Source organism: Phenylobacterium sp., assembly GCF_022402485.1.
Classification (GTDB): domain Bacteria; phylum Pseudomonadota; class Alphaproteobacteria; order Caulobacterales; family Caulobacteraceae; genus Phenylobacterium.
In genome coordinates, this window is record NZ_JAKRSA010000009.1 from 163,650 (window position 1) to 182,253 (window position 18,604).

15 protein-coding genes are annotated in these 18,604 nt (G+C 65.5%); 7 read left to right on the plus strand and 8 right to left on the minus strand.

Annotation, left to right across the window (positions count from 1 at the left end; genetic code table 11):
- Window positions 1–55: 55 nt before the first annotated feature.
- The 3 genes from MH112_RS02040 to MH112_RS02050 form a co-directional block, all read right to left on the minus strand.
- Entirely contained in the window at window positions 56–1,105 is a 1,050-nt protein-coding gene (locus MH112_RS02040; protein ID WP_296563152.1) for an ABC transporter ATP-binding protein, read from the minus strand.
- Entirely contained in the window at window positions 1,102–2,625 is a 1,524-nt protein-coding gene (locus MH112_RS02045) for an ABC transporter permease subunit (protein WP_296563154.1), read from the minus strand. Before MH112_RS02045 ends, MH112_RS02040 begins: the two co-directional genes overlap by 4 nt.
- Window positions 2,626–2,705: 80 nt before the next feature.
- Window positions 2,706–3,761 (minus strand): extracellular solute-binding protein, encoded by a 1,056-nt coding sequence (locus MH112_RS02050; RefSeq protein ID WP_296563155.1) that lies wholly within the window; start codon window positions 3,759–3,761, stop codon window positions 2,706–2,708.
- 130 nt (window positions 3,762–3,891) lie between these two features.
- On the opposite strand from MH112_RS02050, the gene chrA reads away from it, so the two are divergent.
- The 3 genes from chrA to MH112_RS02065 all read left to right on the plus strand — a co-directional run bounded on the left by chrA (window position 3,892) and on the right by MH112_RS02065 (window position 6,008).
- On the plus strand, window positions 3,892–5,268 hold the full coding sequence (gene chrA, locus MH112_RS02055; RefSeq protein WP_296563157.1) for a chromate efflux transporter: 1,377 nt from the start codon (window positions 3,892–3,894) through the stop codon (window positions 5,266–5,268).
- Between the two features lie 58 nt (window positions 5,269–5,326).
- Complete coding sequence (locus MH112_RS02060) at window positions 5,327–5,752, plus strand: DUF983 domain-containing protein (protein ID WP_296563159.1); 426 nt, start codon at window positions 5,327–5,329, stop codon at window positions 5,750–5,752.
- Between the two features lie 70 nt (window positions 5,753–5,822).
- On the plus strand, window positions 5,823–6,008 hold the full coding sequence (locus tag MH112_RS02065) for a hypothetical protein (RefSeq protein WP_296563161.1): 186 nt from the start codon (window positions 5,823–5,825) through the stop codon (window positions 6,006–6,008).
- Between the two features lie 60 nt (window positions 6,009–6,068).
- On the opposite strand, the gene MH112_RS02070 is transcribed toward MH112_RS02065, so the two are convergent.
- On the minus strand, window positions 6,069–6,614 hold the full coding sequence (locus tag MH112_RS02070; RefSeq protein WP_296563162.1) for a lipocalin family protein: 546 nt from the start codon (window positions 6,612–6,614) through the stop codon (window positions 6,069–6,071).
- Between the two features lie 110 nt (window positions 6,615–6,724).
- Between MH112_RS02070 and MH112_RS02075 the strand changes: the two genes are divergently transcribed.
- Window positions 6,725–8,338, plus strand: coding sequence for an NAD(P)/FAD-dependent oxidoreductase (locus tag MH112_RS02075; RefSeq protein ID WP_296563163.1), 1,614 nt, complete (start codon window positions 6,725–6,727; stop codon window positions 8,336–8,338).
- A 34-nt stretch (window positions 8,339–8,372) separates the two neighbouring features.
- Here MH112_RS02075 and MH112_RS02080 read toward each other — a convergent pair whose 3' ends face one another.
- The 4 genes from MH112_RS02080 to MH112_RS02095 are packed head-to-tail and all read right to left on the minus strand — an operon-like array spanning window position 8,373 to window position 13,926.
- Entirely contained in the window at window positions 8,373–9,629 is a 1,257-nt protein-coding gene (locus tag MH112_RS02080; protein ID WP_296563165.1) for a DUF3526 domain-containing protein, read from the minus strand.
- A complete protein-coding gene (locus MH112_RS02085; protein ID WP_296563167.1) occupies window positions 9,626–11,074 on the minus strand; it encodes a DUF3526 domain-containing protein in 1,449 nt (482 codons plus the stop codon). Before MH112_RS02085 ends, MH112_RS02080 begins: the two co-directional genes overlap by 4 nt.
- Entirely contained in the window at window positions 11,071–11,796 is a 726-nt protein-coding gene (locus MH112_RS02090; protein ID WP_296563168.1) for an ATP-binding cassette domain-containing protein, read from the minus strand. Before MH112_RS02090 ends, MH112_RS02085 begins: the two co-directional genes overlap by 4 nt.
- A gap of 9 nt (window positions 11,797–11,805) precedes the next feature.
- Window positions 11,806–13,926 carry a TonB-dependent siderophore receptor gene (locus tag MH112_RS02095; protein WP_296563169.1) on the minus strand — a complete coding sequence of 707 codons (2,121 nt, stop codon included), beginning with the start codon at window positions 13,924–13,926 and terminating at the stop codon, window positions 11,806–11,808.
- A gap of 384 nt (window positions 13,927–14,310) precedes the next feature.
- On the opposite strand from MH112_RS02095, the gene MH112_RS02100 reads away from it, so the two are divergent.
- The 3 genes from MH112_RS02100 (at window position 14,311) to MH112_RS02110 (ending at window position 17,695) form a co-directional block, all read left to right on the plus strand.
- Window positions 14,311–15,711 carry a LamG-like jellyroll fold domain-containing protein gene (locus tag MH112_RS02100; RefSeq protein WP_296563172.1) on the plus strand — a complete coding sequence of 467 codons (1,401 nt, stop codon included), beginning with the start codon at window positions 14,311–14,313 and terminating at the stop codon, window positions 15,709–15,711.
- A gap of 404 nt (window positions 15,712–16,115) precedes the next feature.
- Window positions 16,116–16,370 (plus strand): helix-turn-helix transcriptional regulator, encoded by a 255-nt coding sequence (locus MH112_RS02105; RefSeq protein WP_296563173.1) that lies wholly within the window; start codon window positions 16,116–16,118, stop codon window positions 16,368–16,370.
- Window positions 16,370–17,695 carry a type II toxin-antitoxin system HipA family toxin gene (locus MH112_RS02110; RefSeq protein ID WP_296563175.1) on the plus strand — a complete coding sequence of 442 codons (1,326 nt, stop codon included), beginning with the start codon at window positions 16,370–16,372 and terminating at the stop codon, window positions 17,693–17,695. Before MH112_RS02105 ends, MH112_RS02110 begins: the two co-directional genes overlap by 1 nt.
- Window positions 17,696–18,604: the final 909 nt, after the last annotated feature.

The following is an 18,604-nucleotide window of genomic DNA, read 5'->3' on the forward strand; positions in this document are numbered from 1 at the left end:
CCCCCGTCGACCCGAGGATGCCACCTACGGTTTGATATGGGGTTTATGGTCAAGGTTAACGGGCGGGATCTGGAAAGGCCCGCGCGAGCTCCGTATCGATCTGAATGGCGACGGCCTTCCCCTCGGCAGGGGGCTCACCAGACACATGCATGTGCGCCCGAACACCATCGGCGATGAGCTGCACCTCGTGATAGCCGCCGCCGAACCGCACCTGTGACACCCGGGCTGGTGCGCCCTCAGGCGCGAGCTTCAGCCCCTCGGGGCGCACCATCACCACGGCTGGCCCCGGCGAGAGACCCGGCGCCGCCAACGGGCCATAGGCGGTCTGAGCCATCCCAGCCGTTACCTCTGCGGCCAGCAGATTAACCTCACCCAGCAGCCGGGCTGCGTCGGGGGATACGGGATCCAGGTAACAGGCCCGCGGGGGCCCAGACTGAATAATGCGCCCGGCATGCATCAGTACCAGTTCATCGGCCATCAGCAGCGCCTCACGGGCGTCATGGGTGACCACCAGAACCGTCGCCCCAGCTGCGCGCAGCGCTTCTGTGAGCGACAGGCGAACCTCGCCCTTGAGGTGGGCGTCCAGTCCCGAGAACGGCTCGTCCAGCAACAGGATACCAGGCCCTCTTGCCAGAGCTCGGGCCAGGGCGACGCGCTGTTGTTCCCCCCCGGACAGGGCATTGGGCCAGGCCCCGCCCCTGCCCTCCAGTTGCACCGCCGCCAGCATGGCCTCAGCCCGGTCACGCCGTTGGGCGCGGGACATGTCACCAAGACCGAAGGCCACGTTCTGCAGGGCGGTCAGGTGGGGAAACAGCGCATAGTCCTGGAACACCAGACCGATCCCCCGGTCCTCAGGCGGGACACCACCGTGGGGCCAGGACAGCCTGCGTCCCTGGGCGTCGATTTCACCGCTATCGGGGACTTCAAGGCCCGCGATCATCCGCAAAAGGGTGCTTTTGCCACAACCCGAGGGGCCCAGGAGACAGGTGATCTTGCCCTGGTGCAGGGTCAGGTCGGCCTCGATGACCGCCTGTCGTTCTCCATAGGTTTTTGTAAGTCGTCGGGTCTGGAGCACCGGGGCCCGGTCCGCAGGCGCGCGGGTCATGGCGCGGCTCCTGGCCGGGAGACAGCGATCTTTCGGGTCAGCCAGATCACGGCCGGCAGGGCGATCAGCACCACCAGCAAGGCAGGCCAGCCGGCATTGGCCAGGCGCTCATCCTGGGCGTAGTTGTCGGCGATCACCGCCAAGGTGTCGAAGTTGAAGGGGCGCAGGATCAGGGTCGCCGGCAGCTCCTTGAGGATATCAATGAACACCACAAGGCCTGCCGTAAGCAGCGCGCCACGCGCGATGGGCAGTTGCACGCTCCAGGCTGCCCCGACCGGGCTGCGCCCCAAGCTCCTTGCGGCCTGAACCATGGAGGGCGTGACCCTGGAAAGTCCCGCGTCGATCGGCTCCAGGGCAGCGGCCATCAGGCGGGCGGCATAGGCGTAGATCAGCATGATGAGGCCTGCTCCAAACCCTTGCGCTGCACCTGGTGCCAGGCGCCAGACCAGGGCGGCGGGAACCAGAAGGCCAATGGCCATCACCGCGCCAGGGGTCGCATAGCCCAGGCTGGCCAGTCTGGCCAGATTGGGAACCCGAGAGGCCCCCAGGGCCAGGGCGGTCGCCAGGGCCACGGTCACGACGGCCCCGACCGTCGCCAGGAACAAAGAGTTGCTCCCAGCCTGGATGAGCCTTGGCCAGTCCGGGGTCACCCCGAGAAACGCCACCGCCAGCCAAGCCGCCGGAAGCAGCAGCCCCAGGGTGATGAGCGCCAGGCAGAACAGGTGAGCCGCCGCCGCCGCTGCCCCCTTGAGCTCGGTCACAGGCAGGGGCCGCCAACGGGCATTGGCGCTCTCATAACCCCGTCCGCCCCGGCCCCATCGCTCGATCCACAGCAACAGGGCCGCCGCCCCCAAAAGGGGCAGAGCAAACTGAGCCGCAGATGTGAGCGACCCAAACACAAACCAGGCCCGGACCACGCCGGTGGTCAGGGTCTGAACGCTCAGAAACTTCACCGCCCCATAGTCGGCGAGGGTCTCCATCACCGCCAAGGCGACCCCTGCCGCAAGTGCTGGGCGGGCCATGGGCATGGCCACCCGCAGAAAGGCCTGCCTTGGGGTACAGCCCAGGGCCCTCGCCGCCTCAAGCGCATGGGCCGACTGGTTCACAAAAGCCGCCCGCATGGCGAGGTAGACGTAAGGATAAAAGGCGCAGGTCAGGATAAAGGCCGCCCCTGGAATGGTGCGCATCTCGAAGGGCAGGTCAAAGCCCGCCACCGCCCGCAGCCAGATCCGCAGGTCCCCCGCCACGTCGAAGAGATCGGCATAGGCATAGGCCACCGCAAAGGCCGGTGCGGCCAGGGGCAGGGCCAGCGCCCAGGCGAACACATCCCGGCCAGGAAACCGGTGCATCACCACCAACCAGGCGGCCACGGACCCCACGACGGCCGTGGCCAGGGCGACCATGACCGCCAGGACGGCGGAGGTGGCACCATAGCGAGCAATATCCCGCGCCGGAATGGCGGCGGTCTCCCCAGTGAGGGCGGCCGCCACGATCCCCCCGAGCGGCAGGATGGCGACCACCGCCGCCATCCCGGCCAGCAGGCCCAGGAGCCCGAAGCGCCCCCCGGCCAGGGCCCCCTTCGAAAGTGTCGACGGTGCCGTTATCGCCAGCCTGCCGCGGTCATCAGGGTCTGGGCCTCATTCTGCCGCGGTCCATAGGTCGCCACCGACATGGGATGGGCGGTGAACTCGGTATAGGCGTTGGTCGGGGCCGGCACGGCCAGGCCCGGCGTGGCTGGAAACTCGCCATTCTCTTGGGACACCAGGGTCTGGGCCTGGGGCGAAGCCAGGAATTCCAGGAACTTGATCGCCGCCTCACGGTTGGGGGCATTGGCCGTAACCCCACCGCCCGAGACATTCACATGCACGCCCTGGCCGTCCAGAGACGGGTAGGCCAGCTTGACCTTCTCGGTGATGGCGCGGTCGCTCTCCTCGCCGCCTTCGGCCATGCGGATATAGTAGTAGCTGTTGGTGAGGGCGATCTCGCAGACCCCCGCGCCCACCGCACGGATCTGGTCTCGGTCGCCGCCCTCCGGCTGGCGGGCGAGGTTGGCGACGATGCCCTTGGCCCAGTCGGCGGTCTTTTCCGGGCCCCAGGCCTCCAGCAGCCCGCCCACCAGGGACAGATTGTAGATATTGTCAGAGGACCGGACGCAGAGCTTGCCGCGGAACCGCGGACTGGCGATGGCCTCATAGGTAGCAACCTCTTCGGGTCGAACCTTGGCCGGATCATAGGCCACCACCCGGACCCGACGCTGGAAGCCAAACCAGCGGCCCTCGGGCTCGCGGAGGTTCTCCGGGATGGCGGCGTTCAGGACTTCTGAGCTCACCGGCGCCAGGAGACCGGCCTCCTGCGCCCGCCAGAGCGCGCCGGCATCAGCGGCCACAAACACATCGGCGGGGCTGGCAGCGCCTTCGCTCTGCATCCGGGCGATGAGTTGGGGTGCGGACCCCTCGATCTTGTTGACCTTGATGCCCGTGGTGGCGGTGAACATCTCGTAGATCCGCTGATCCACGTCGTAGTGGCGGGCGCTGTAGACATTCACTTCCCCGGATGCGGCAGCTTCGGGCGCGGCGGCGGGCTCTGAAGCAGGGCTGCAGGCGGCCAGCACCAGGGCTGCGGCAAGGCTGGCGGAGAGGGTCAGGCGTGGGGTCATGAAGATGGCTCCTATGCTGACCAGGAGCCTTAGAGAAAATGCGAACCTTTCGCAATGACTCCTGCGACTGTCTTCTCGTCCTTTGGTATGTTTTCGCTTAGGAACAGGGCCAACGCTCCGGAGCGCGCCCATGTCTCCCGCCCCGCCCGCTCCGATCCCCTTCTCTGAAGCCCTGCGGGTCTGGACGCGCATCGCCGCCCTGTCGTTCGGCGGCCCCGCCGGTCAGATCGCGGTGATGCACAGGATCCTGGTGCAAGAGAAGCGCTGGCTCGGCGAGCAGCGGTTCTTGCATGCCCTCAACTACTGCATGCTGCTGCCGGGGCCTGAGGCCCAGCAATTGGCCATCTATATCGGCTGGCTGATGCACCGTACGGCTGGCGGACTGGCTGCGGGCCTGCTGTTTGTCCTGCCAGGTTTCCTGGCGATCACGGGCCTGAGCATTCTCTACATGACGCTGGGAGCCCTGGGACCAGTGGCTGCGATCTTCTTCGGGCTAAAGGCCGCCGTCCTGGTGATTGTCGTTCAGGCCATGCTTCGGATCGGCGGTCGCGCCCTGCGCAACCGGACCTTGATGGCCTTGGCAGCGGCGGCCTTCCTGGCGATTGCGGTGTTTGGCGTCGCCTTTCCGCTCATCATCCTGGCGGCTGGCTTGATCGGATTTCTGGGGGCAAGGATGCACCTGCCCGCCTTCGCCGTCAGCGGCGGCCACAGCGGCCTGGCTGACGGCGGCGTCTCCGAGGGCGAGACCGTGCTTGGCGAGTCCAGCCCTGCGCATACGCGGCCCAATCTCGCCTGGGCCCTGCGGACGGGAGCCGTGATCATGGTCCTCTGGTTGGCGCCCGTGCTGACGCTCGGGCTCTCGCTCGGTTGGGACAATGTCTTCACCCAGATCGCGGTGTTCTTCAGCAAGATGGCCGTGGTCACCTTTGGCGGTGCCTATGCGGTCCTGGCCTATGTGGCGCAGGAGGCGGTGCAGACCTATGGCTGGCTGCGACCAGGTGAGATGCTCGACGGTCTGGCCCTGGCCGAGACCACGCCTGGCCCCCTGATCATGGTCACCCAGTTCGTGGGGTTCCTCGGGGCGGCGCGAAACGCGACAGGCCTCGACCCTCTCTGGGCCGGTGTGCTGGGGGGGATCCTGACCACCTGGGTAACCTTTACCCCCTGCTTTCTTTGGATTTTCCTTGGAGCGCCCTTTGTCGAGGCCCTGCGCAGCGCCCGCGCCCTGAACGCTGCCCTGGCCGCGATCACCGCGGCCGTGGTGGGCGTGATCCTGAACCTCGCCCTGTGGTTTGCCCTGCACGTCCTCTTTGCCCAGGTCCAGGAGGCGGGCCCCGACTGGCTTGCCCTCAGCGTCCCGGTACTCGACAGCGTGGACCTGGCCAGCCTTGGCCTGACCCTCGCTGCGGCGATCGCGGCCTTCGGGTTTCGGATTGGCGTCGTCCCCCTCTTGCTCGGCTGCGCAGCGGCCGGCCTTGGCCTCCATGGCGCAGGCCTCCTCGTTTAAGACGGCACCGGCCGCAGCGCGATTTCTCCTGAAGGGGCGGACCTGCTAAGCCCCGAGCATGACACACCCCACATCCCCCTCCAGCCTCAGCGCCGGCCTGCGCTGTCGCTGCCCCAACTGTGGCCAAGGCAAGCTGTTCAAGGGTTATCTCACCTTGGCCGCAGGCTGTGACCAGTGTGGCCTGGACTATGGGTTCGCCGACCCGGCTGACGGCCCAGCCTTCTTCGTGATGACCGGGGTGGGCGTCGTCGTCACAACCCTGTGGGCCATCTGGGCGGTGATGGCCCAGCCGCCGATCTGGGCTCAGATGGCCGTGGCCTTTCCGGCCATGATCGGCGGGTGCCTGGGCAGCCTGCGGCCGGTCAAGGCCTGGCTGGTGGCTGAGCAGTTCGTGCACAAGGCCGGCGACGCCGAGTTCGATAGCGTCGGCAAGCACGGCGAGGGCGGCTTCACCCGGGACCGCCGCAAGGCGTCTGGCGGCTAAAAAACCCTGCGGCAAATTAACCTGCTGTTTGGCAAAGCGGACCACGGCTCTCCCCATGTGGAGAGCAGACGTGACCTTGGAAGACCGGTTCAAGTCAGCCGTGCAGCGCGCCTATGCGGCGGCCGGTGTGCGCCTGCAGGAGCACCATGCCGAGTCCCTGGCCAGCGTCTACGCCAATTGGGCTGAGGGCGCCGATGAGGGCGTGGTGGCCCGGGTCGAACGCGCCCTGGCCGCCTCGCTCGGCGTGCGCGCTTAGGGCGCGCTCAGCCCCCGGTTTTCCCGACCTCGCCGTTGGAAATCCCTCAGGCTTCCAACGTCAGCGACCTGGCGTGGCCAGGATCTCCACCTCCCCAGCATAGCCTTTGGCCCGGACCGCCGCGATCTGGGCTTCGATCTCCGGGACCGGCAGGGCTGTGGGGCGGCTGAACATGTAGATCTTCTCGAACCCCGGCTCAGCGGAGATGAACCACTGGCCATCGGGGGCATGGGCAATAACCCGATAGGTCCGGCTGGGGCGGAAGGGGCCAAAGCGGTAGCGGACGGCAAGCTCGGCGTTCTGACCGGGGTCAAGGATCTCTCCGACCCCGGAGATGGCCCGCTCGCGGCCCTCTGGCCCGCCCTGGCGGCAGGCGTCGGTCACGGCGATCTCGCCCCGCTCGGTGCGCCCATAGCTGGTGGTGGCGTATTCGCAGCCCCGGGTCAGGCTGGTCGGCGTCCGCGCCTGTTCGTACCAGACGCCTGTATAGAACACCTCGACGGCCAGCGGCCCGGCGGTCGGAGGATCAGCCGCCAGCGCGGGGGCGGCAACCGCCCCAAGAGACAGGCCGGCCAGGGCGGCGGCAAGGACGGAAGTGTGCGACATAGCGGGGCTCCTTTTGAGGATCACGGGCGGTCCGCAGAGATACGGCGCAGCTCAGTCTGTGGCTTCACGGCCTGCGTGCGTCTAACGCGCCAAACGGCTAAAGGGGGGCGATGCTGCGGATCTCCGAACTCAAGCTGCCCCTGGATCATGCCCCTGACGCCCTGCCGGCGGCCATCGCCGCGCGGCTGGGGGTGACTGAGGCCGACATCACCCGCTGGTCGGTGTGGAAGCGGGCCCATGACGCCCGGCGCAAGTCGGCGATCCTCAAGGTCTATATCGTAGATGTGGAGGTCGCGGACGAGGCCGTGGTGCGCGCCCGGGTCAGCGATGACCCGCATATCCGCCCAACGCCTGACACCACCTATCGCCATGTGGCCAAGGCCCCGCCGCCTGGCCGCCTGCGCCCTGTGGTCATCGGCGCAGGCCCCTGCGGGCTGTTTGCCGGCCTGATCCTGGCCGAGATGGGCTTTCGACCGATCATTCTCGATCGCGGCAAGGTGGTGCGGGAGCGGACCAAGGACACCTGGGGTCTCTGGCGGCGCAGCGAGTTGAACCCGGAGTCCAACGTTCAGTATGGCGAGGGCGGGGCCGGCACATTCTCGGACGGCAAGCTCTACAGCCAGATCAAGGATCCCCGCTTCCTGGGGCGCAAGGTGCTCACCGAGTTCGTCGCCGCCGGGGCTCCGGCTGAGATCCTCACTGAGGCCCATCCCCACATCGGCACGTTCCGTCTGGTGACCATGGTGGAATCCCTGCGGGCCAAGATCGAGGCCCTGGGCGGCGAATACCGGTTCGAGCATCGGGTCACCGACCTTGAGCTCGACCGTGCCGCGGACGGCGCACACCGCCTACGCGGCGTCCATCTGCACACCGGGGAGTTCCTCGAGACCGATCAGGTGGTGCTGGCCATCGGCCATTCCTCGCGGGACACCTTCCAGGCCCTTTATGACCGAGGCGTCCATGTGGAGGCCAAACCCTTCTCCATTGGCTTTCGGATCGAGCACCCGCAGTCCTGGATTGATCAGGCGATGTTTGGCGCTTGCGCGGGTCATCCCGACCTTGGGGCGGCGGCCTATTCCCTGTCTCACCCCTGCGCCAATGGCCGCACGGTCTACAGTTTCTGCATGTGCCCTGGCGGTACGGTGGTGGCGGCGGCCTCCGAACCCGGCCGCCTGGTGACCAACGGCATGAGTCAGTATTCGCGCAATGAGCGGAACGCCAATGCTGGCTTTGTGGTCGGCATCTCGCCGGCCGACCACGGAAGCGACCATCCCCTGGCCGGCATTGAGCTGCAGCGGGACCTGGAGGCTCGGGCCTTCGTGGCCGGCGGACGGGACTATTTCGCCCCGGGCCAGCGAGTGGGCGACTTCATCGCGGGCCAGGCCTCCACCGACCTTGGCCCAGTGGTTCCAAGCTATCGCCCGGGCGTGCGGCCCACCGATGTGGCGGCGCTGATGCCGGACTATGTGGTCGAGGCCATGCGCGAAGCCCTGCCGGTGTTCGGCCGCAAGATCCCCCGGTATGACGACCCCGACGCCCTGCTGACCGGGGTCGAAACCCGCACCTCCTCCCCCATCCGCATTACCCGCGGGGCGGATTTCCAGAGCCTGAACGTGCGCGGCCTCTACCCGGCCGGCGAAGGGGCAGGCTATGCGGGGGGCATCTTCTCGGCGGCGGTGGACGGCATCAAGGTCGCCGAGGCCATCGCCCTGGCCAGACCCTGAGGCGGTCCGCCAGTGGAGGCCGCCGAGCCGCGCCCTAGGGGATGCCCCCGTCGGGCTGATATCTGGGTGCCTTGGCAAAGTCCTCCGGGCCGAAGGGCTGATCCCTGAAGAGATAGGGATAGTAGAACTCCCGGATCTCAGTGTGATAGGCGCGGACCCGGTCCTGATAGGCCAGCTGGGCGGTGACATCGGTTTCCGCCAGCCGGTGCATCATCTGCTGCAGGCCCACCGGCGGCATCAGCCAGCCTGCCACCCCCGACAGCTGCTCCCGGCGCTCAATCCCCTGACGATAGGCCTGGGACAGGTCCGCCACGGCCACGTCCCCCAGATGCTGGAAAGCGAAGTACCACTTCCAATGAAAGGGTTCGGTCATGGGGGCTGTGTCCGCCCACTCCGGATAGAGGGCGATAAACTGGTCGAGGGTCGGCTGGCGGGGCAGATCCCAGGCGCCGTGGACTGCGTCCCGGTTCTCCCGGGCCAGACGCGGCCCTTCGGTCACAGGCACGGCGGCCGTGACCACGAGGTTCGCCGCTGCCGGCCCCACAAGGGTCAGACCAAACCACAGGCTGGCCAGGGCTGCCGCATTGACGGTGGAGCGAGCCCCAAGCCGAGCCACGGCAAGGATCGCCAAGGTCCAGAAGACCACCACCCCGATCAAGGCTGCAGCAAACATCAGGGCCGTGCCCAGGGCCGCACCCTCGACCAGGGCCCCGACACCAAAGGGGGCCAGCAGGGCGAGCGCCACCAGAGCGGCGCGCACCCCGGCTCTCGAGATGAAGATCCGGCTCAGGGATCTGGGGATCGCCTGGAGCGCCGCCAGCCGGCCAGCCTCCCGTTCCCCCGACCACAGGTCATGAAGCAGGACGATCAGCACCAGGGGGGCGAGATACACAGTCACAAAGGCCAGATCGAACCGTCCGGGCAAGGCCAGTTCCGGGTTGGCCTGCTCGTTCTCGTAGAGCTGCGCCTCCAGTGCCAGGGCACGTACCCTCAGGACCGAGGGGCTGAGGTCCCGCTGCCCCAGGGCGGCGAAGGCCAGGGGCGATGGGGAGTCCCAGGTGGGAAAATAGGTGCCATAGGCCGAGCCGCCGGCGTCGCTGGTGCGGGCGGCGACGGTGACATCTTCTTCGGCCTGCAAGGCGAGCACCTGGGCGATCGCCGCTCGGTCCCGGGCTGTCTCGGCCAGGCCAAAGGCGACGGCGACGCTGGCCAGAACAGCCAGGAGCAAGATGGCACTCAGCGCCGACCGTGACCGTCCAAGGAACCAGAGTTCGCGCAGGATGGCCCTCATCGTGACTCTCCCATCAGTCGTCGACTGGCCAGAACCAGCAGGCCCACTGCGGCGGCAAGCCAGAGGGCCAGGACCCCAAGGCCTGGGATCATGGAGGCGACGCGGGCCTGCGGGGTGGCCGGGGTGAAGCTGAAGTCTGGCATGCCAGCCCAGTTCTCCGCCGCAACCCGAGTCCGCTGTTCGGCCTCGGAATCGCTACTCCGCGCCGCGTCGTCCTCCGGACGCACGTCCTCGGCATGCAGACGGTTCAGCCGCTGCACCAGATCAAAGCGATGAGCCTCGGCCTGCTCCAGGAAGCGGACATGGTTTTCCAGGTCCGTCGCCGCCCCGGCCATGGCCGCCTTACGCACCGCAAGCGCCGGACTGAAGATCGCGCCGGCCGCCAGCCAGCGCGACTGCGCCCGCTGCTGGTCGGCTGTGCGGCGGGCATAGTCGGCGAACAGGCGCGAGGTCAGGGCCTCCCCCTCGGCGGAGACCAGGCCGCGATAGTTGACCGGCAGGTCTTCAATCCGACTGACCCCGTACTCGGCCAGGGTGCGCGCGCGGAAGGCGGCAAAGAACGGATCATCGGGATTGTGGCTGTCGCCGATGGTCCGGGCTTCGCGGGTAATCCGCAGGTCGGTCTCCACCCGGGGCGGGGCGGGCTCAGCCTGGGCGGCCAGGGCCGAGGCGGCCCGGGGGGTGAGCACGACCACCACGGCCCAGAGTGCGATCAGGCCCAAGAGGGCACCCCGGCTGGATCCGGCCAGGGCTGAAACGGCCACCACCATCAGGACCCAGATGGCCAGATAAATCATGAAGGCCGCCGCGATCAGCGCGCCGGCGGTCGCTTCCCCCGGGGCGCTTGAGGCGGCGATCACCAGGGCGGCCAAGGCCGGGGCCAGGGCCACCGCCGCCACAGCCCCCAGGGCCAGGCTCTTGCCCAAGAGCACCTCGCCGGGCCGGGCCCCATGGACGCGCAGCTGCCGCAGAACTCCGGTCGCCCGCTCCCGCGCCACCACCGAAAATCCCAGGAAGATCAGTAGCAAGGGCGCCAGGGCCTGCAGCACGAAGGCCGGGGTCAGCTGGCCAAAGCGTATGAGGCCCGAAGACTCCCGCATGGCCCCGAAGGTGGCGGAGTTTTGCCGATGCCCCTCCAGGAAGAGCGTCGTGCCGGTAAAGGGGTCGACCCCTGGCTCAAAGGCCGCAAGCGGGCTGACGGGCCGATGCACATAGGCGCCATAATGCACCACCCGGTGCGGATGGCGGTCAGGCTGGGCCTCAAACGCGTGATCAGCCGCCGCCTGCTGTTCGGCGCGGATCGCCTGTTCGCGCCCCACATGGGCCGCCGACGTGGCCGCCGCCACCGCCGAGAGGATGATCAGCGCCAGGAGTCCGAGCCAGGCCACCCGGGTCCGCGCCAGAAGCCGAAGCTCTTCGGCGGCGATCCGCCAGACCCGCCTCATGCCTCTTCCCGTCCGGCGTAGCTGCGATGCAGGGCCTGGATGTCGAACCTCTGGGGCTCTGGCCCAGCCGACCAGGTCCGCCCCATTACGCCGTTTTGCAGTACGCCCACCCGGTCGGCGATCTCTGCAGCGCCAAACAGGTCATGGGTCACCATCAGCACCGCCGTCCCCTGCTGACGCAGCGCCAGAACCAGGTCGTGGAAGTCCTTGGTCGCGGCCGGATCAAGGCCAGAGGTCGGCTCATCCAGCAGCAGGACCGGCGTCTTGCGCAGGATCGCCAGGGCGATGGCGGTCTTCTGACGCATGCCCTTGGAAAAGTCGCCCACCCGCCGCCGCTGGGCTGCCGCATCCAGCTTCACGGCCTCAAAGGCCGCATCGAGTTCCGCAAGACTGCGCTTTTCCTCAGCCAGATCGAGGAAGTAGCGCACGTTCTCCACCGCCGTCAGATGGTCATAGAGGGCGACATTCTCAGGCAGATAGGCCGCCACGCGGCGCACCTCATCGGGGGCCACGGCCGGGTCATGCCCTCCGACCGTGACCGTCCCCCCTGAGCGCCGCAGCAGGCCCAGGATTGCAAACAACAGGGTCGACTTGCCCGCGCCATTGCCCCCCAGCAGGGCATAGACTTCCCCCGCCGAGACGGTCAGGGACAGGCCGTCAATCACCGATCGGCCACCCCGCGCGACGACGAGATCGGTCACCGAGAGAACAGGAGAGGTCATGGACGCGCCTTAGAAGCGGTAGCGGACGGACACGGAGGCGGTTCGCGGTGCCCCAGGCTGAAGCCAAAGGCGGGAATAGGAATTGGCGTACCAGGTCTCATCGAAGACGTTGTTCAGATAGGCCGAGACCTCCACCTGCTCGGTGATCTCCCAATTGACGAACAGCCGGGCCAGGGTGTGGGCGGGCAACTCGAACCGGGCGCCGGTTTCCCCGAGCCGGGTCCCCACATGCTGTATGCCCCCGCCAAGACGCAGCTGGGTGTCGGCCAGCTGGACCAGTTTCGTGGCCTGCACGCTAAGGCTCTGCTCGGGAATGTTGAGCAGTCGGTCCCCTGGGGAGATCATCAGGCCTGTGCCGGCGTCGATGACCGCCTTGGACACCTCAGCGTCGGTATAGGCGTAGGACACCCATAGATCGATATCTCCAGGCAGACGGCCCGTCACGTCGGCCTCGAAGCCGCGGCTTTCCACCTCCCCGATGGCGATGGAGAACCCGGCATTGGCCGGGTCAGAGGCCAGGACGTTGGTCTTTTCCAGCGCAAAGACGGCGAAGGTTCCAGTGAGACCGCCGAAGCCGGCCCGGATGCCGACCTCCGTCGACCGGGAGGTCTCCGGCTCAAAGGGCGTCCCGCCTGCGGTGGCCCCGAAATTCTGCCGGAAGCCCTCTCCATAGGCGCCATAGAGCGAAATCTGTGGCGTGGCATGGAAGACCGCCCCGACCTGAGGGCTGAACCGGGTGTCGTCGAAGCTGCTCACAGCGCCGTTGGCGCGATTGGTGGAGGTCTGTTCGAAACTGTCGAACCGGCCGCCGATCCGCACCTCAAGCCGTTCGCCAAAGCGGATCTGGTCCTGGACATAGACGCCAAACGCCCGTTGCTCATCCAGGCGATTGGTCTGCACCGGTGCCGTGGGCGCGGGGAAGCGGCCATAGACCGGGGCGAACACGTCCAGGACGTAACCCTGTTGAGCCGTGGGGTTGCCCGAGACCGCCGGCGGTCGGAACCGAAGGAAGTACTGGCTGTTGTCGAAGGCGTCCCAGTCGGCGCCGATCAGCACCCTGTGCAGGCCGCCAAAAGCCTCAAAACGCCCGGCCAGCTCGGCGCGGGCCACCAAATGCTCGGCCTCATAATCACGGAATCTGAACTGGCGCGACAGGGTGCGCCCATCGACGAACAGGCGCTGGCGGCTGGCGGCCAGCTCAGGTTCGCTGGAGGAGCCCTTCAGGTCGGTTTCCCGCCATCCGGCCCCTAGCAGCAGGCTCCAGTCCTGCGAAAAATCATGCTGCAGCTGCAGCTGGTGGCCGAGCACCTCGGCCCGCAGGGGCCCATCGCCCGGCTCCCCCAGGAACCGGCTGGCCGGCAGGGCGTCCAGGTTTCCCGCAATGGACACCACGCCACGGTCGAAGGGCACCTCCTGGCGGGTGGCTTCCAGCTCATAGGTCAGGCTGGTGCTGTCGTTGAAACGCAGCAGAACCGAGGGGTAGATCCCGTGGCGCTGGCTCTGGACGGTGTCGCGGAAGCTGCCCGCCTCCTCGGCAAAGCCGATCAGACGCACCGCCAGGCGGTCGTCCACCAGGGGGCCGGTCCAGTCCACCTCGCCCCGATAGAGTTCAAACTCGCCAATCCGGACATTGACCGACCCGGCCGGCGCAAAGCTCGGCTGCTTGGTCACCAGATTGACGCTGCCGCCCGGCTCCCCACGGCCAAACACCGCGGCATTGGGGCCCTTCAGCACCTCGACCCTCTCAATGCCGGCCACATCCCGGGGGCCGCCGAAGCCCCGGCCGGCATTGAAGCCATTGACCAGATAGCCGCTGGGCAGGTTCTCATCCCCGGCGAAGCCCCGCACCGCGAAGCTGTCCCAGAGGCCGCCGAAATTGTTCTGCCGCACCACCGAGGCCGAAAGGTCCAGGGCGTCCGACAGCTTGGTCAGACCAGCCTGATCCAGCGCCGCAGCCTCGATCACGGTGATCGATTGGGGGACGTCCTGCAGCGGGACACCGGCGCGATAGGCCTGCCGTTGTCCAGTGACGATCACCTCGTCGACGCTCTGATCGGCCAGGCCCACGCCCGGAAACGCCAGGCAGGTGGTTCCGAGCAGAGCCATGGCTCCGAACTGTCTGATCCGCATGAGTCCGTCTCACCCCTAAAACCCCAGAAGATGGGTCGAGGTGATATGTTATAATATCACGATTGCAAGCCCAAGCTTTGCCAGGGACGGCGAAAATCCGACCCTGTCCTGGCGTGGTCGCTGGGAGGCCGGACCTGGCCTGACAGGCAACAACTCACCACTTCCCAAAGGCCATTTGATGCGTAGACCGCCTTCAGACACTCGCAGAACGCAGGTCTTAGGGTTTTTGTAAGGGGCGCCCCTGCATGATGGGGTGTTCAGGTTGCGCTAAGGCATCTGAGCCACCGTCGATCATTCTCAGACGCTGAGTGTACCCTGTTCACTTTGTCACCCATACCCATGGTGCCCAACGCCCTGACGCAGGTTCGGGCGACCTCGGAGGACGTGGCGGCCAAGGTCTCAGGCTACGGCGACCGTCCAGGGTTCAAGGCCGACGCCGTGGTCGCCACTCAAGCCACCCATGCGCTCAGCCAGAGGCTCAACCATCTTCATGCGATCGACACGTTGCAACGGGTTGGCAGCCTGGTTGACGTAACCCTGAACGTGACCGAAGCCCTGGGGGGCACCCTTGAGGAGATGAAGGGCCTGGCGATCCGCCTGCAGGACAACAGCCTTGGCGCAGATCAACGCCAGATCCTGGCGAGCGAATTTGATACCCTGAACGCGCGCATCGATGACATTACCAAGGCAGCCAGCTTCGCCGGCCGCAACCTGCTCAATCCCGATGCCGCAGACCAGACCGGCGACATCACCCTGCCCTCAGGGACCCAGATCACAGCCCACGACCTGCGAAAGGGCCAAGGCGCGATCCTGCCCCTCAGCGTCCCGATCGAGGCACCGCTTTTGAATGATCTGGGCGCGGCCTTCGCCTTCGAAGGCAACTTTACCCCCGCAGCGCTCGGGCCACATTCCCATACGCGGGTGAGATCGTTTGCTCCAGTTACTTATACTGATGGAGAAAATAGCAATCTCTCCATTCAGGCTTCTTATACCGGTCTAAGTTTCTCGCCCACCGCTGGCGCAACCGTCAGCGCATCCATCAGACCAAATCAGCCTGGAGCTATCATCCAGCATATCGTTTCCGGCGATCTTCGAGACGCAGTGACCGTTAGCCTGAACAGCTCAAATCGAATTGTTGCTAGCGGAACATCAACAATTACTGGTCCAGTTGTAAATTTAGGGGAATGGATTCGCATAAGCATTTCCGTTTCTGAGTCTGGAAACGCAAGCGTGTTTTTGAATGATAGCTTATTGGGAAACATACAATATAGAGTTGGATTGCCAACAATTAGAAACGATATTACTTTATTTGGCGGCACAAATTCGCAAATTGATAATTTATCAATATACAAAAGAGCATTAAATTCTAACGAAATATCTACAGTGAACGCTCAGTCAGAAAACGGTGTTCAAAACTGGCGGCCAACTCCGCCAGGTGGGAGTGATTGGGGAATGGTCCATAGTGATATATCTCAATCTCTTAGCAATCTTCGAAATATCGAAGCCTATTATGGCAGCGTCGGACGAAACATAAATAGCGACGTCACCATGCAGCAGCGCATGACTGACATCGTCGATACAGGCATGACCCGCTTGGTCGTGCCCGATTTAAATCGATTAAGCGCCGCGCAAACAGCGGCCCAGGTCCATGCTCAGCTGGTCCAGGCCATGATGGGCAACAAGAAAAATCTGATGAGCCAAGCCTCGCTACTGTTCACCAGCGCCCTGAATAACTTTGATCGAATGAATATTAGCGGATTTACGCCCTCTCGCCTCCGGCTCTGACCATGGCAGCGTCCGCTGACGCACGCCCTTTAGCGGACGTCTCTTCCCTTGCACCCCTTTCGAGAACCACGACCGCCTAGTGCATCGCCCCCCGCTGGTAGGCCCGGCAGGACTCGAAACGGCGGTCAATTATACTGCTAAAATAATGCGTTATGATCACTTGATCTCGACCCTACCCGCGCGCCTACCAGCAATCCCCTGACGGCTAGAATTTAGCCGCCTTTGCCTTCGTTGGTTGATTAAGCGGACCTGGCGCGGGCGTCCGTCAATTCAGAACAAGTCATGCCCGATTATGCTACAATCCACATAAATGCATATTATGTTGATTTTCGCATAAACTAGGAATATGCCAGAAAACACATAAACGCTGCATATGCCGCTTACGGCATAATCAGAAAGCCACCATGCCCCTCACGATCGCTCGTTCATCCGGCCAGATTGGTCGCCTGATCCAACGGTTCCGCCTGGAGCAGGGCTTGACCCAGACGCAGCTCGCCCAACTGGCCGGCCAACGTCAGGAAATGATCTCAAAGATCGAAACTGGCCAAGGCGGCGTGAAGCTCTCCACTCTGTTCGACGTGCTGGCGGCCTTAGGGCTTGAAATGACCCTTGAGCCGCGCAGCCAGAGCTCGACGGCCGACATCGAGGACATCTTCTGATGCCCCGTCGTCGCACCCACGCCCCCCTGAAGGTGCTGATCAACAACCGTCTCTGCGGTCGATTGGAAAAACAGGCCAGCGGCGCGATAAGCTTCCAGTACGACCCCGGTTGGTTGGCCTGGGCGCCGGCCTTTCCGGTCTCCCTCTCCCTGCCTTTGCAGAACGCGCCGTGGCGCGGAGAGGCCGTCGTCTCCGTGTTCGACAACCTCCTGCCAGACAACCCCTATGTTCGCCGACAAGTCGCCGAGCGCACGGGCGCAGAGGGCGCTGACGCCTACAGCCTGCTCGCTCAGATCGGACGCGATTGCGTGGGTGCGATGCAGTTCCTTCCCGAAGAGGACGGGGCGGACGCATTACAGCCCATCGAGGGCACACCGATCAGCGACGCGGAGATCGAGGCGCTGCTGGCCAACCTTGCCCGGGTGCCCCTTGGCATAGACCCTGAGCAGGAGTTCCGGATATCGGTCGCCGGCGCCCAGGAGAAGACAGCGCTTCTTCGTCACCAAGGCCAGTGGATGCGGCCGATCGGAACGACGCCGACCACGCATATTCTCAAGCCTCAGCTCGGAGAGATTCCGACCTCCTCGGGGGTGATCGATCTCAGCGACAGCGTCGAGAACGAGCACTATTGCCTGACCCTGCTGGAGAGTTTCGGTCTGCCCGTCGCACGGACCGAGATCGCCACCTTTGGAGTGCGCCGTGTGCTGGTGGTGGAACGCTTTGATCGCCGCCTTCGGGGCGACCACATCCTGCGTTTGCCGCAGGAGGACTTCTGCCAGGCGCTATCGGTCCCATCCAGCCGCAAATACCAACGCGACGGAGGCCCAAGCGTTGTCAACATCCTGACCAAACTTCAGGAGAGCGACGAGCCCTTGGTCGCCCAGGCCAAGGTGTTCAAGAGCCAGATCGTCTTCTGGCTCATGGGCGCCACCGATGGGCATGCAAAGAACTTCAGCATCTTCCTGCGTCCGGGCGGTCGCTTCGAGCTCACCCCGTTCTACGATGTCCTCAGCGCCCAGCCGGCGTTCGACGCCAAGCGCATCCCACACAGGGGCTTCACCCTGGCCATGTCGCTGGGCGCTAACCCACACTACAAGATCCTGGATATCCACGGCGGGCACTTCGTCGAGACCGCCAAGGCCGCAGGCCTGGGACCGGCTGTCATTCGGCAAGTCCTGGAGGGTGTTCTGGCGGCCGCGCCGGACGCAGCGGCCCAGGCGCTACAGAAAATGCCACCTGATTTTCCGGAGCCGATCCATGACTCCATCGCCGCAGGGATTCAGGCCCGCCTGCCACGCCTGGAGTCCGCATGGGAGGCGATCTAGCCCCGGCTCGCCGCCATGAACCCGCTTCGGCGAAACCGCCAAACCGTGCGGAAAACTAGCGCACGAGGCTTTGCGCCCTCGAGGCAGAGTCGATTTGTCCAACCCCGGACTGCTCCGCTTCCGATGGGCGTCCCCGCGCGCCGATTGAAGTGCTCGCCCCCCTCCGTTCTCGGATGGCGAAGCTAACCGAACAAGAACGCCGGTGGTCTCGCCAGGGCAACCGGCGGGCGGCGCTTCCTCCCTGGCCCTGCAGAGAGCCGCCAGAGACAGACTTCGTGCACCATGGCGTTGGCCTGGGAAGCGAGATAGCCCGCGCGTCGGAGTTCATCTCGAGCGAGGGACACATCGAAGTCCTCCTCTCTGCTGCGCTTGATGATCACCGCGAAAGCGTTTGCTTCCGTCGGGGATAGGCCGCTGACTGCTCGCGGCCAGCGGCCACATATGTTCTGCCTTTGTTCTTGCCTAGCGCCCCGCTCGATGTAGAGTTGATGGGGTTGGGTCCTGGTACGCCGCGAGCGGTGGGTCGAATGGGAGGGTACCTATGGTCGTTCCGCTTCTCGCGGAGGGGGCAGTCCTCCTGACTGGCCGACTAGCCGCGTCTCAGCTTGGTCGCACACCGTTCAACTGGATAAGATCATCGAGCCATATGTCTTGAGAGCCGGGGTTGCTCGGCCGCCTCCGGCCCCTTGAGGATGGAGCTGGTGATGGACATCACGATTTCGGAAGCCTGTCGTTTGTTGGAGGCGCGAGGCGTGCTTCGTCGCCAGCCCGGGGACCAGTCGGACGGCATTGTCCAACAGGTCCGCGAGCTCCTTGGTGGCCAGATGCCGGCGGAGCTGGAAGCGCTCTACCGCGAAAGGGTGCAGAGCGTCTGCGACTTTGCAGCCATTCTGCGAGGTGGAACGCGCG

What these genes read in the sequence shown, in the direction of transcription:
- MH112_RS02040 (WP_296563152.1), bottom strand. Translation starts at nt 1,105, where the DNA reads ATGACCCGCGCGCCTGCGGACCGGGCCCCGGTGCTCCAGACCCGACGA.
- MH112_RS02050 (WP_296563155.1), bottom strand. Translation starts at nt 3,761, where the DNA reads ATGACCCCACGCCTGACCCTCTCCGCCAGCCTTGCCGCAGCCCTGGTG.
- chrA (WP_296563157.1), top strand. Translation starts at nt 3,892, where the DNA reads ATGTCTCCCGCCCCGCCCGCTCCGATCCCCTTCTCTGAAGCCCTGCGG.
- MH112_RS02060 (WP_296563159.1), top strand. Translation starts at nt 5,327, where the DNA reads ATGACACACCCCACATCCCCCTCCAGCCTCAGCGCCGGCCTGCGCTGT.
- MH112_RS02070 (WP_296563162.1), bottom strand. Translation starts at nt 6,614, where the DNA reads ATGTCGCACACTTCCGTCCTTGCCGCCGCCCTGGCCGGCCTGTCTCTT.
- MH112_RS02075 (WP_296563163.1), top strand. Translation starts at nt 6,725, where the DNA reads ATGCTGCGGATCTCCGAACTCAAGCTGCCCCTGGATCATGCCCCTGAC.
- MH112_RS02080 (WP_296563165.1), bottom strand. Translation starts at nt 9,629, where the DNA reads ATGAGGGCCATCCTGCGCGAACTCTGGTTCCTTGGACGGTCACGGTCG.
- MH112_RS02085 (WP_296563167.1), bottom strand. Translation starts at nt 11,074, where the DNA reads ATGAGGCGGGTCTGGCGGATCGCCGCCGAAGAGCTTCGGCTTCTGGCG.
- MH112_RS02090 (WP_296563168.1), bottom strand. Translation starts at nt 11,796, where the DNA reads ATGACCTCTCCTGTTCTCTCGGTGACCGATCTCGTCGTCGCGCGGGGT.
- MH112_RS02095 (WP_296563169.1), bottom strand. Translation starts at nt 13,926, where the DNA reads ATGCGGATCAGACAGTTCGGAGCCATGGCTCTGCTCGGAACCACCTGC.
- MH112_RS02105 (WP_296563173.1), top strand. Translation starts at nt 16,116, where the DNA reads ATGCCCCTCACGATCGCTCGTTCATCCGGCCAGATTGGTCGCCTGATC.
- MH112_RS02110 (WP_296563175.1), top strand. Translation starts at nt 16,370, where the DNA reads ATGCCCCGTCGTCGCACCCACGCCCCCCTGAAGGTGCTGATCAACAAC.